The following is a 12,438-nucleotide window of genomic DNA, read 5'->3' on the forward strand; positions in this document are numbered from 1 at the left end:
GAGAGGAGACAACATGAAGCTAGGCAACGCTACCAAAGTGCTGTTTGCCGCCATCGCGCTCGCCGCCGGCAGCAGCGCGCTGGCGCAAACCAAACTGAAATGGGCGCATGTGTACGAGACCTCCGAACCCTTCCATACCTCGTCGGTGTGGGCGGCCCAGGAAATCGAGAAGCGCACCAACGGCCGCTATCACATCGATGTCTATCCCGCCTCTCAGCTGGGCAAGGAAAACGATATCAACCAGGGCCTGACCCTGGGCACGGTGGACATGATCATTTCCGGGTCCAGTTTCGCCGCCAAGAGTTTTCCGCGCATCGGGGTGACCTACTACCCCTACATCTTCCGCAGCCCCGAGCACCTGATCGCCTATACCAAGAGCGACATCTACAAGGAGCTCACGCGCGGCTACGACGAAAAGAGCGGCAACCACATCGTCGCGACCACCTACTACGGCACGCGGCAGACGACCTCCAACCGCGCCTTCACCAAATGCTCCGAAATGAAGGGCATGAAGATCCGCGTGCCCGACGTGGCGGCCTACCTGGCCATGCCCCGTGCCTGTGGCGCCAACACCGCCCCGATTGCGTTCGCCGAGGTCTACCTGGCCTTGCAGAACGGCACGGTGGAAGCGCAGGAAAACCCGCTGACCACCATCGAGGCCAAGAAGTTCTACGAGGTGCAGAAGAACATCATCCTCACCGCCCATATCGTCGATCACTTGAACACGGTGATCTCCGGCAAGCTCTGGAAGAGCCTGTCGGACGAGGACAAGAAGATCTTCGCCGAAGTGGCGCAACAGGCTTCGGAAAAGGCGTCGGCGGAAGTGGCCGAGACCGAGAAGAAGATGGTCGAGGTGTTCAAGAAGCGCGGGCTGACGGTGGCCGAGGTCAACATCGACGACTTCCGCAACACCGTGCTGGAGAAAGTGCCGTTCAAGCAGTACGGCTACGAAAAGTCGGATTGGGAAAAGATCCAGGCCGTGAAGTAGGCCGCGGGCGGGCCGCTGCCGCGGCCCGCCGTCTTTTACCCGGTCCGGGACGAGGGGAACTCCATGCATTTGAACGCGAAGGCCGCGCCAATGGCGGCCGTCAGCCCTGCGCCGGCGCAGCCGCCCGGCCCGCATCAAGCCGCCTCGGTGGATGAGATCGTCCAGAGTTTCGAAGAGGCCGACCACCACGAGGTGAGCCTCGCCGGCTATCAGCCGGAAGACTGGATCTGCCTGGCCATGTTCTGGACGATGGCGCTGCTGGTCTTCCTGCAGTTCTTCTCCCGCTACGTGCTGAACGACTCTTACGCCTGGACTGAAGAGTTGGCGGTGTACTGCCTGATCGGGGTGGTGTTCCTGGGCTCGGCCATGTGCGTGCGCGCCTGCCGCCACATCCAGGTGGACTTCCTGTATCGCTATCTGCCCAAGCCCGTTGGCCGGCTGCTGTCCACGCTGATCGACATCCTGCGCACGGCCTTCTTCGGCTATGCGATGTGGCTGACCTACCGCTACATCGTGCTGGTGGGCGACGAGCCCATGACCACGCTGTTCTGGAACAAGTCCTATGTGTACTGGGTGGCGCTGGCGGGCTTTGCCATGATGTTCCTGCGCTCGCTGCAGGTGTCCATGCAGAACTGGCGGCAGGGGTATTCGATCCTGGAGAACCCGGCGGCCTACGAGTCGCTGGACTGAACCGCAAGCCAGAAGTCCCCAAGAATCCGCAGTGCCTTTCCAGGAGCGAGACATGGGCACACTGATTGGAACCTTTCTGCTGTTGATGATCATGGGCGTGCCGGTGGCGGTCGCCATGGCGGGCGCATCCCTGCTGTTCATTCTGATATCCGGCAGCGTGCCGGACGTGGTCATCGCGCAGCGCATGATCGCGGGCGTCGAGTCCTTTCCGCTGCTGGCCGTGCCGTTCTTCATCCTGGCGGGCAACCTGATGAACATCGCCGGCATCACCGGCCGCATCTACAACTTCGCCGTGGCGCTGGTGGGCTGGATGCGCGGCGGGCTGGGGCAGGTGAACATCATCGGCTCGGTGGTGTTCGCCGGCATGTCCGGCACCGCCATCGCCGACGCCGCCGGCCTGGGCACGATCGAGATCAAGGCCATGAAGGACCACGGCTACGAGACCGAGTTTGCCGTGGGCGTCACCGCCGCGTCGGCCACGCTGGGCCCGATCATCCCGCCGTCCCTGCCTTTCGTCATCTACGGCATGATGGCCAACGTGTCGATCGGGTCGCTGTTCCTGGCGGGGCTGCTGCCCGGCGCGGTGCTGACGGTCCTGATGATGCTGACCGTGGCCTACTACGCCCGCCGCAACAACTGGGGCGGCGATGTCGCCTTCAACTGGAAGCGGCTGGGCGGGGCGGGCCTGGAAGTGCTGATCGTGCTGTCGTTCCCGCTGTCCATCTGGCTGATGACGCTGGGGGGCGTATCGCCCAACGTAGCCACCGGCATCGCCTTCGTGGCCCTGCTGGCCCTGGACTGGAAGTTCAATTTCTCGGCCGTCATGGCCTTGATGGCGCCGGTGATCCTGATCGGCGGCATGACGCTGGGCTGGTTCACGCCCACCGAGGCCGCGGTGGCCGCGGTGATCTGGGCGCTGTTCCTGGGCCTGGTGCGGTATCGCTCCATGACCTTCAAGACCCTGGCCAAGGCCACCTTCGACACCATCGAAACCACGGCGTCCGTGCTGTTCATCGTGACGGCGGCCTCGGTGTTCGCCTGGCTGCTGACCACGACGCAGGCGGCGCAGACCCTGACCGACGCCATCCTGAGCGTGACGCAGAACAAGTGGGTATTCCTGCTGATGGCCAACGTGCTGATCCTGATCGTGGGCTGCTTCATCGACACCATCGCCGCCATCACCATCCTGGTGCCCATCCTGCTGCCGATCGTGCTGAAGCTGGGCATCGACCCGATCCACTTTGGCCTGATCATGACCCTGAACCTGATGATAGGCCTGCTGCATCCACCCATGGGGATGGTGCTGTTCGTGCTGGCGCGGGTCGCCCGGCTGTCCGTCGAGCGCACCACGATGGCCATCCTGCCGTGGCTGGTGCCGCTGTTCGTGGCGTTGATCGCCATCACCTATATCCCCCAGATCACGCTGTGGCTGCCCACCGTGATGGGCATGACCGGAAAATAAAAGGAGCGCGCACATGTCAGGAAGACTGCAAGGCAAGACCGCCATCGTCACCGCCGCCGGGCAGGGCATCGGCCGCGCGGTGGCGTGGGCCTACGCGAGGGAGGGCGCGGACGTGCTGGCCGTGGACCTGAACGGGGCGGCGCTGCAGACGCTGTCCGGCTGCCGCACGCAAGTGCTGGACGTGACCGACGGGCGCGCCGTGCGCGCGCTGGCGGACGCCGCCGGCCCGGTGGACGTGCTGTTCAATGGCGCGGGCTTCGTGCACGCCGGGACCATCCTGGATTGCGACGAAGACGCCTGGGACTTTTCATTCAACCTGAACGTGCGGTCCATGTACCTGCTGATCCGCGCCTGCCTGCCGGGCATGCTGGCGCGCGGCTCGGGCGCGATCGTCAACATGGCGTCGGTGGCCGGCAGCATCAAGGGCGCGCCGAACCGCTGCGCCTACGGCGCCACCAAGGCGGCCGTCATCGGCCTGACCAAGGCGGTCGCGGCCGACTACGTGGCCCAGGGCATACGCTGCAATGCGATCTGCCCCGGCACGGTGGAATCTCCGTCCCTGCGCCAGCGCATCGAGGCGCAGGCCCAGGCCAGCGGCCAGTCCATCGCCGCGGTGGAGGCGGCCTTCACCGCGCGCCAGCCCATGGGGCGCATCGGCCGCACGGAAGAGATCGCGTCGCTGGCGGTGTATCTTGCCAGCGACGAGTCCGCCTTCACCACCGGCACCGCTCAGGTGATCGACGGCGGCTGGTCGAACTGAATTCGTCTTTTCCCCAAGCAACAAGGAATTCGCTATGAAACTGATGCGCTATGGCCCCAAGGGCTTCGAGAAGCCCGGACTGGTCGACGCCCAGGGCCAGGTACGCGACCTGTCGTCCGTCGTGGCCGACATCACCGCCCAGACGCTGGGCGCCGCCAAGCTGGCGGAGCTGCGCGCGCTGGATCCGTCCACGCTGCCGCTGGTGGCGCAACCCGGCCGGACCGCGCCGCCCTGGAGCGGCATGGGCAAGTTCATCTGCATCGGCCTGAACTATGCCGACCACGCCGCCGAATCGGGCCTGCCGGTGCCGGCCGAGCCCGTCATCTTCATGAAGCCGACCTCGGCCGTGGTGGGCTGCAACGACCCGGTGGTGCTGCCCCAGGATTCCGTGAAGACCGACTGGGAGGTGGAGCTGGGCGTGGTGATCGGAGAGAAGGCGCGCTACGTCAGCGAGGCCGACGCGATGAAGCACGTGGCCGGCTATTGCGTGGTGAACGACGTGTCCGAGCGTGAATACCAGATCGAACGCGGCGGCACCTGGGACAAGGGCAAGGGTTGCGACACCTTCGGCCCGGTGGGCCCGTGGCTGGCCACCGCCGACGAAATCCCCCATCCGCAAGACCTGGAGATGTGGCTGGAAGTGAACGGCAAACGCTACCAGAACGGCAGCACCCGCACGATGGTGTTCGGCGTGGCGCAGCTGGTGGCCTACGTCAGCCGCTTCATGACGCTGTATCCGGGCGACCTGATCAGCACGGGCACGCCGCCCGGCGTGGGCATGGGACAAAAGCCCGCGCCCATCTACCTGAAGGCGGGCGACGAGATCAAGCTGGGCATCGCCGGCCTGGGCGAACAGCGCCAGCGCGTGCATGCCTGGGATCCCGCCCTGATCGACGGCTGATCCCCACGCCCCTCTCTTTCCGGAGTCCTCATGTCCCAGACCGATACGGCAGTGATACGCATCCACCCGGCGGACAACGTGGTGATCGCAAGACGGCAGCTGGTCAGCGGCACGCGCCTGGAAAGCGAGGGGGTGACGATCCTGGGCCTGGTGCCGCCCGGCCACAAGGTGGCCGTGCGCGCCATCGCGGCGGGTGCGCCGGTGCGGCGCTACAACCAGATCATCGGCGTGGCCCGGCAGGACATCGCGCCCGGCCAGCACGTCCATACCCAGAACCTGGAGTTCTCCGACTTCGAGCGCGATTATGCGGTCGGGCAGGGCGCGCACCCCACGGACTACGTGGCGGAACCGGCCATGTTCGACGGCATCGTGCGCGCCGACGGCCGCATCGCCACCAGGAACTACATCGGCATCCTGACCAGCGTGAACTGTTCGGCCACCGTGGCGCGCGCCATCGCCGACCATTTCCGGCGAGACATCCGGCCCGAGGCGCTGGCGTCCTGTCCGAACGTCGATGGCGTGGTGGCGCTGACGCATGGCGCCGGCTGCGCCACGGGCAGCGAAGGCGAGCCGCTGCGGGTGCTGCGGCGCACGTTGGGCGGCTACGCCCGCCACGCCAACTTCGGCGGACTGATGGTCGTCGGCCTGGGCTGCGAGACCAATCAGATCGGCGGGCTGATGGAGCAGGAAAGCTTGCGCGAAAGCGGCATGCTGCACACCTTCAACATCCAGGACACCGGCGGCACCCGCAAGACGGTGGCGCGCGGCATCGAGCTGGTAGAGCGCATGCTGGACCAGGCCAACCGCGTGCGGCGCGAGGCCGTGCCGGCCAGCCATCTGACCGTGGGCCTGCAGTGCGGTGGATCGGACGGCTATTCCGGCATCAGCGCCAATCCGGCGCTGGGCGCCGCGGTGGACCTGCTGGTGCGCCACGGCGGCACCGCCATTCTTTCCGAGACGCCCGAGATCTATGGCGGCGAGCACCTGCTGACGCGCCGGGCCGAAACGCCCGCCGTGGCGGACAAGCTGCTGGCGCGGGTGCGCTGGTGGGAGGACTACTGCGCCCGCAATGATGCCGAGATGGACAACAATCCCTCGGCCGGCAACAAGGCGGGCGGATTGACGACCATCCTGGAAAAGTCGCTGGGCGCGATCGCCAAGAGCGGCACGACCAACCTCACCGACGTCTACGAGTATGCCGAACCGGTGCGCGCGCGCGGACTGGTGTTCATGGATACCCCGGGCTACGACCCCGTCTCCGCCACGGGGCAGGTGGCGGGCGGCGCCAACCTGATCTGTTTCACCACCGGGCGCGGGTCGGCCTATGGCTGCGCGCCCGCGCCGTCCCTCAAGCTGTCCACCAACACCGCGCTGTGGCAGCGCCAGTCGGACGACATCGACATCAATTGCGGCGAAGTGGTTGACGGCGCGCAAAGCGTGGCGCAGATGGGCGAGCGTATCTTCCAGCTGATGCTGCAGACGGCGTCCGGCCGGCGCACACGTAGCGAAACGCATGGTTACGGTCAAAATGAGTTTGTCCCATGGCAACTGGGCGCGGTGATGTAGCGATACGGGACAGGGCATGCTATACCCTGGCGTTGCGCCCATTTTTGACACTTCTCATCCATGCGTGAACGTTTGAATACGGAGTCGTTGCCACGTCTGCCCGCAGACGTGGAAAAGCCCATCTACGACCGAAGCCGGCTTACCCCCGGCATCGTGCATTTGGGACTGGGCGCATTCCACCGCGCCCATCAGGCGGTGGTGACGGATCAGGCCATGCAGGCCAGCGGAGATCTGAGCTGGGGCATCCTGGGCGTGTCCTTGCGACGCCCCGCCACCCGCGACGCCCTGACTCCGCAGGACGGCCTGTACACGCTGGCCGTGCGCGATGCCGGCCCCAACGGCCAGGACCGCGAACAGCTGCGCGTCGTGGGGTCCGTGCTGCGGGTGATGGTGGCCGAGGAAGACCCCAACGCGGTGCTGGAACGGATTGCCTATCCGCAGACGCGCATCGTCAGCCTGACGGTGACGGAAAAGGGCTACTGCCACGAGCCCGCCACCGGCCATCTGCGATGGGACGATCCGGACATCCTGCATGACCTGGAAAACCCGCATCGGCCCCGCAGCACCATCGGCATCCTGGTGCATGGACTGGCGCTGCGCCGGGAACGCGGCCTGCCTCCGGTCACGCTGCTGTCCTGCGACAACCTGCGCGGCAACGGCGATACGCTGCGCAGCCTGGTGCTGTCCTTTGCCTTGCGCGTGGACGTGACCTTGGCCGACTGGATCGACCGGCACTGCACCTTTCCGAATTCCATGGTGGACCGCATCGTGCCCGTCACGCTGGACCAGGACCGCCTGCGGATCGCCGAGAGGCTGGGCGTGGAGGACGCCTGGCCGGTGCTGGGCGAACCCTATCTGAACTGGGTGATCGAAGACAAGTTCGCGGCGGGACGGCCGGCCTGGGATGCCCAGGGCGGGGCAACCTTCGTGAGCAACGCGGCGCCCTATGAACGCCTGAAGCTGCGCATGGTGAGCGGGCCGCACTCCACGCTGGCCTACCTGGGCGCGGCGCTGGGATTGCAGACCATGGCCGAGGCCGTGAACACGCCCGCGCTGCGCGGTTTTGTCGAGGCCATGATGCGCCTGGAGATCGCGCCGACGCTGCGGGGCATTCCCGATGTGGGGCTGGAGGAATACCGCCAGCGATTCCTCGCGCGGATCGCCAACCCGGCGCTGCCGCATCCGGTGAGCCAGGTCGCCATGGATGGCTCGCAGAAGATTCCGCAGCGCCTGCTGGACACGATCCGCGATCGCCTGCGGGCTGGCCATGGCATCGATCGCCTGAGCCTGGCGGTGGCGGCCTGGCTGCACTATCTGGGCGGTGAAAATGAGCAGGGCGGCCGTCATGAAATCCAGGACCCGCTGGCCGCGCGGCTGGCCAGGCTGCTGTCGCGCTCCGAGGTCGCCGCGCGCGCCGCCGCGCCGTCGCAGGCGCCACAGCGGCGGGCGATGGTGCTGTCGAGATTCAAGCCGGTGTTTGGCGAACTGGGCGAATCGGCCGAGTTCGTCTCCAGCCTAACCACGCATTTGGAAATGCTGCGCGAGCACGGCGTGATCCGCGCCGTGGAGGCGGCCACCTAGGAGCGCGACATGACTGCCGAAGGCCGAGTGGATGCCGCCGAATGGGAACGCTGGGGCGCGGACTGCCTGCGCGCCCAGGATTTTTCCGAAGCGGACGCGCGCTGCCTGGCGAAGAGCCTGGCCCAGACCAGCTTGTGGGGCATCGATTCGCATGGCATTGCGCGGCTGCCGCACTACCTGAACCGGGTCGCGCACGGATCCATCCAGGCCAGGCCGGACATCGTCATCGAGCGCACCGGCCCGGGAACGGCCCAGGTGCATGGCGGCCAGGGGCAGGGCATCGTGGTGGCCCATCGGGCCAACGCGCTGGCGATCGACCTTGCCAAAGGCGCCGGCGTGTCCGCGGTGGGCGTCAGCGATTCCTCGCACTGCGGCGCCATCGGCCTGTACAGCCGGGCGGCTGCGGAACTGGGATTCATCGGCATTGCCTTCACGCATTCGGACTCGATTGCCGCGCCCTTCGGCGGGCACGAGCCGTTCTACGGCACGAACCCGATCTCGCTGGCCTTTCCCCGGGCGGACGCCGATCCGCTCTGCCTGGACATGGCCACCACGGCCATTCCGTGGAACCGTGTCATGAACGCCCGGCGCGACGGCGTCGCCCTGCCGCCGGGCGTGGCGCTGGACGCTCAGGGGCGGGACTGCTCCGACGCGGACCAGGCGCACGCCCTGCGCCCCTTGGGTGGAGAGGAATACGGCTACAAGGGCTACGGGCTGGCGATGATGATAGAGCTGCTTTGCGGGCCGTTGAACGGCAACCCCTTTGGGCCGCATATTTCGCCCATGTACGAGGCGCTGGACCGTCCGCGAGAGCTTGGCGCGTTCTTCATCGTCATCGACCCCGCGCGCTTCGCCGGCGGCGCGGCTTTGGCGGCGGTGGTTGCCGGGATGGCGATGGAGCTGTCGCAAGTTCCCGGTTCACCGCGCATGCCGGGCGATCCGGAGGCCGCCGCGCAGGCCGCGCGCCGGCGTGACGGGCTGCCGGTGCCGCCGGCCCTGTGGGCCGAGATGCAGGCCTGGAGCGCCCGGCTGGGCGTGGCGCCGCCGGCGCGCCTGTCCTAGCGGCCCCTCATGCTGCCAGACGCCGAGCGCCGGTCCTAGACCCCCAGGTACTGCAAGAGCTGGGGCTCATCGTCCAGAAATTCCCGCGACGAACCCGTCCAGGCGACGCGCCCCTTTTCCACGATGGCGTGGCGGTCGGCGGTGGCCAGCAGCGGTTCCAGATTCTTGTCGATGCACAGCACCGCCAGCCCGGTCTGCTTCAGGGTGTCCAGCGCCGCCCAGATTTCTTCGCGCACCACGGGCGCGAGTCCTTCCGTGGCTTCATCCAGGATCAGCAGGCGCGGATTGGTCAGCAGCGCGCGGCCGATAGCCAGCATCTGCTGTTCGCCGCCGGACAGGTGGCTGCCCAGGTGCCGGGCGCGTTCCGACAGCCGCGGAAACAGCGCGTACACCCGTTCCAGCGTCCAGGGATGGGCCGCGCCTTGCCGGTTGTGCGCCGTCGCCACCAGGTTCTCGCGCACGGACAGGTTGGGAAAGACGTGGCGGCCTTCGGGCACCAGCCCGATGCCGCACTGCGCCACCTTGTAGGAGGGCAGCCGGCTGATGTCGCGGCCGTCGAAGGCGATGGCGCCGCCGGTAGCGGGATTCAGGCCCATCACCGCCTTCACCGTGGTGGACTTGCCCATGCCGTTGCGTCCCAGCAGGGTGACGAACTCGCCGGGCCCGATATCCAGGTCGATGCCGAACAGGGCCTGGCTGGCGCCATAGTGCGCGGTCACGCCGCGCAGGGAGAGCAGGGCGGTCATGCGCGGGCCTCCCGGACGCGGCCGCGTTCGCTGCCCAGATAGCATTCGCGGACCCGCGGGTCGTTGCGGATCTCGTCGGCGGTGCCGCAGGCCAGGGCGCGGCCGTAGACCAGCACGGTGATGCGGTCGGACAGGGCAAAGACAGCCTGCATGTCGTGCTCCACCAGCAGGATGGTGTAGCGACCGCGCAGTTGCAGCAGCAGCCGGGTCATGGCTTCGGATTCGTGCTGGCTCATGCCCGCCATGGGCTCGTCCAGCAACAGCAGCGACGGCTGGCAGGCCAGCACCATGGCCAGTTCCAGTTGGCGCAGCTCGCCGTGCGCCAGTTCGCCGGCGGGCGTGCCGGCGCGCGCCGACAGGCCGGCCAGCGCCAGCGCCTCGTGGGCCGGATCCGTCAATGCCGGCGTGGACAGCACGGGCCGCCAGAAGCGGAAGCTGTGGCCGCGCCGCGCCTGCACCGCCATCGCTACGTTCTCCAGCGCGGTGAAGGGCTTGAAGACGGAGGTGATCTGATAGGACCGCGCCAGGCCGTGACGGACCCGCTTTTCGACCGGCATGCGGGTGATGTCCTTGCCGTCGAGCAGCACGCGGCCGGCGTCGGGCTTCAGTTCTCCGCTGAGCTGTCCGATCAGCGTGGTCTTGCCGGCGCCGTTGGGTCCGATGACGGCGTGCAGCTCGCCGCGCCGCAGTTCCAGCGACAGCTTGTCGGTGACGGTCAGCCCGCCGTAGCGCTTCTCTAGGTTTTCCACTCGCAGCGCGCTCATTGCGGCTCTCCGGAAGGACGGCTGGCGGTCCGGCCGCCCATGCGCCAAGGCGCGGACGACAGGCTGCCATACACGCCGCGCCGCGACGCCAGCACCACGCCCACGATCAGCAGGCCCATGATCAGCATCCAATGCTCCGTCAGCAGCTTCAGCCCTTCTTCCAGCAGCAGGAACGCCAGGGCGCCCACCACCGGTCCGAACAGCGTGCCGATGCCGCCCAGGGCCACCATCACGATCAGTTCGCCGGAGGTCGTCCAGGCCAGGTACGAGGGCGATACGTACATGGTCAGGTTGGCCAGCAGTACGCCGGCCACGCCGCAGATGACCGCCGAGATCACATAGGCGGCGAGGCGGTAGCGCAGGGTCGGATACCCCAGGGCCCGCATGCGTCGCTCATTGGCCTGGCAGCCGCGCAGCGCCATGCCGAAGGGGGCGTGGATCAGCCGCTGCATCAGCCACAGGACCAGCAGCAGGACGCCGAACGCCGTGTAGTACAGCGCCAGCGGCGCGTCCAGCCTGAACGCCCCGAAATCGCTGCCGGCGAACAGCGACATGCCGTCGTCGCCGCCAAAGCCGTCCAGCCCCGTCGCCAGGAAATAGAACATCTGCGCGAACGCCAGCGTGATCATGATGAACGCGATGCCCGATGTACGCATGACCACATAGCCGCTGATCAGGCCGACGACCGCGCAGGCGCCCACGGCGGCGGCCAGATGCAGCCAGCCGTTCTCGATGCCGTAGTGCGACAGCACTCCGACCGAGTAGGCGCCCAGGCCCAGGTACAGGGCGTGGCCAAAGCTCACCATGCCGCCGTAGCCCAGCAGCAGGTTCAAGGCCAGCGCGGCGACGCCGTAGACCAGCACGCGGCCGAACAGCGCCAGCAGGAACGGCTCGCCCTGCCAATGGGCGTACACGGGCAGCAGCGCGAGCAGCAACAGCAAGGCGGCGGCAACCAGCGTGCGGGGAGATAGCTTGTGCATGAGGTCTGCGTCCTTATCCGTGCCTGACGGGAAACAGGCCCTGCGGCCGCAAGGCCAGCACCAGCGCCATCACGATGTAGATCAGCATCGACGCGATCGCCGGACCCGCCGCGTTGGCCGCGGCGGGCGGCAGGGCGGCGCGCAGCAAGGTGGGCAGCAGGGCCCGGCCCAGCGTGTCGATGAGCCCCACCATCAGCGCGGCCAGGAATGCGCCGCGCACCGACCCGATGCCGCCGATCACGATGACCACCAGGGTCAGGATCAGGATGGGTTCGCCCATGCCGGTCTGCGCCGACAGGATGGGACCGGCCATCAATCCGGCCAGGCCGGCCAGCACGGCGCCCAGCACGAACAGCAGCGTATTGAGCCGGGCGATGTTCACGCCCAGCGCGCCCACCATCATGCGGTCGGTGGAGCCCGCGCGTATCAGCATGCCCAGCCGGGTGCGGTGGATGAGCACATAGCAGCCGGCGGCCACCAGCAGGCCCACCACGATGATCAGGAAGCGGTACAGCGGATAGGTCACGCCGAGGATGTCGATGGTGCCGGACAGCCAGGACGGCAGCCCCATGCTGATTGGCGCCGGGCCCCAGATGATGCGCGTGAGCTCGTTGAAGAACAGGATGAAGCCGAACGTGGCGAGCACCTGGTCCAGGTGCTCGCGCGGATACAGCCGGGCCAGCGCGATGCGGTCCAGCAGCAGCCCCAGCGCCGCCATGCCGGCGACGACGGCGGCCGCCGCCAGCAGGAAGGATCCGGTATGCCGGAACACGGTGGCCGCGATGAAGGCGCCCATCATGTAGAGCGATCCATGCGCCAGGTTGATGAAGTTCATGATGCCGAACACCAGCGTCAGGCCGGCGGCCAGCAGGAACAGCAGGATTCCGAGCTGCAGGCCGTTCAGGGCCTGCACCAGCAGCAGCGTTGTGGACATAAAG

General features: G+C 67.4%; 12 protein-coding genes and 1 pseudogene. 8 read left to right on the top strand and 5 right to left on the bottom strand.

The window, feature by feature from the left end; all coding sequences use genetic code 11:
- The first annotated feature begins 13 nt into the window (after nt 1-13).
- The 8 genes from HLG70_RS26265 to HLG70_RS26300 all read left to right on the top strand — a co-directional run bounded on the left by HLG70_RS26265 (nt 14) and on the right by HLG70_RS26300 (nt 9,010).
- Nucleotides 14-988, top strand: coding sequence for a sialic acid TRAP transporter substrate-binding protein SiaP (locus HLG70_RS26265; protein ID WP_171664895.1), 975 nt, complete (start codon nt 14-16; stop codon nt 986-988).
- Between the two features lie 63 nt (nt 989-1,051).
- Nucleotides 1,052-1,678, top strand: a complete 627-nt coding sequence (locus HLG70_RS26270; protein ID WP_171664896.1) for a TRAP transporter small permease — start codon at nt 1,052-1,054, stop codon at nt 1,676-1,678.
- 52 nt (nt 1,679-1,730) lie between these two features.
- The gene (locus HLG70_RS26275; RefSeq protein ID WP_171664897.1) at nt 1,731-3,140 is read left to right on the top strand and encodes a TRAP transporter large permease; all 1,410 of its coding nucleotides are present in this window, start codon (nt 1,731-1,733) and stop codon (nt 3,138-3,140) included.
- Nucleotides 3,141-3,153: 13 nt separating this feature from the next.
- On the top strand, nt 3,154-3,900 hold the full coding sequence (locus HLG70_RS26280; RefSeq protein WP_171664898.1) for an SDR family oxidoreductase: 747 nt from the start codon (nt 3,154-3,156) through the stop codon (nt 3,898-3,900).
- Between the two features lie 34 nt (nt 3,901-3,934).
- Nucleotides 3,935-4,801 (top strand): fumarylacetoacetate hydrolase family protein, encoded by an 867-nt coding sequence (locus tag HLG70_RS26285; protein ID WP_171664899.1) that lies wholly within the window; start codon nt 3,935-3,937, stop codon nt 4,799-4,801.
- 30 nt (nt 4,802-4,831) lie between these two features.
- Nucleotides 4,832-6,367, top strand: a complete 1,536-nt coding sequence (locus tag HLG70_RS26290; protein ID WP_171664900.1) for a UxaA family hydrolase — start codon at nt 4,832-4,834, stop codon at nt 6,365-6,367.
- A 60-nt stretch (nt 6,368-6,427) separates the two neighbouring features.
- On the top strand, nt 6,428-7,948 hold the full coding sequence (locus tag HLG70_RS26295; protein WP_171664901.1) for a mannitol dehydrogenase family protein: 1,521 nt from the start codon (nt 6,428-6,430) through the stop codon (nt 7,946-7,948).
- A gap of 9 nt (nt 7,949-7,957) precedes the next feature.
- Entirely contained in the window at nt 7,958-9,010 is a 1,053-nt protein-coding gene (locus tag HLG70_RS26300) for an Ldh family oxidoreductase (protein ID WP_171664902.1), read from the top strand.
- Between the two features lie 35 nt (nt 9,011-9,045).
- On the opposite strand, the gene HLG70_RS26305 is transcribed toward HLG70_RS26300, so the two are convergent.
- The 5 genes and pseudogenes from HLG70_RS26305 to HLG70_RS26320 form a co-directional block, all read right to left on the bottom strand.
- A complete protein-coding gene (locus HLG70_RS26305) occupies nt 9,046-9,756 on the bottom strand; it encodes an ABC transporter ATP-binding protein (protein WP_171664903.1) in 711 nt (236 codons plus the stop codon).
- Nucleotides 9,753-10,046, bottom strand: coding sequence for a hypothetical protein (locus HLG70_RS29765; RefSeq protein ID WP_419144796.1), 294 nt, complete (start codon nt 10,044-10,046; stop codon nt 9,753-9,755). The genes HLG70_RS26305 and HLG70_RS29765 overlap by 4 nt, the downstream gene beginning before the upstream one ends.
- A 9-nt stretch (nt 10,047-10,055) precedes the next feature.
- Nucleotides 10,056-10,454, bottom strand: a pseudogene (locus HLG70_RS29770) (ATP-binding cassette domain-containing protein); the annotation flags it as partial.
- A 62-nt stretch (nt 10,455-10,516) separates the two neighbouring features.
- Complete coding sequence (locus HLG70_RS26315) at nt 10,517-11,500, bottom strand: branched-chain amino acid ABC transporter permease (protein WP_171664905.1); 984 nt, start codon at nt 11,498-11,500, stop codon at nt 10,517-10,519.
- A 13-nt stretch (nt 11,501-11,513) separates the two neighbouring features.
- On the bottom strand, nt 11,514-12,434 hold the full coding sequence (locus HLG70_RS26320; protein ID WP_171664906.1) for a branched-chain amino acid ABC transporter permease: 921 nt from the start codon (nt 12,432-12,434) through the stop codon (nt 11,514-11,516).
- Nucleotides 12,435-12,438: the final 4 nt, after the last annotated feature.

It is taken from the genome of Achromobacter deleyi (genome assembly GCF_013116765.2).
GTDB classification, from domain to species: domain Bacteria; phylum Pseudomonadota; class Gammaproteobacteria; order Burkholderiales; family Burkholderiaceae_B; genus Achromobacter; species Achromobacter deleyi_A.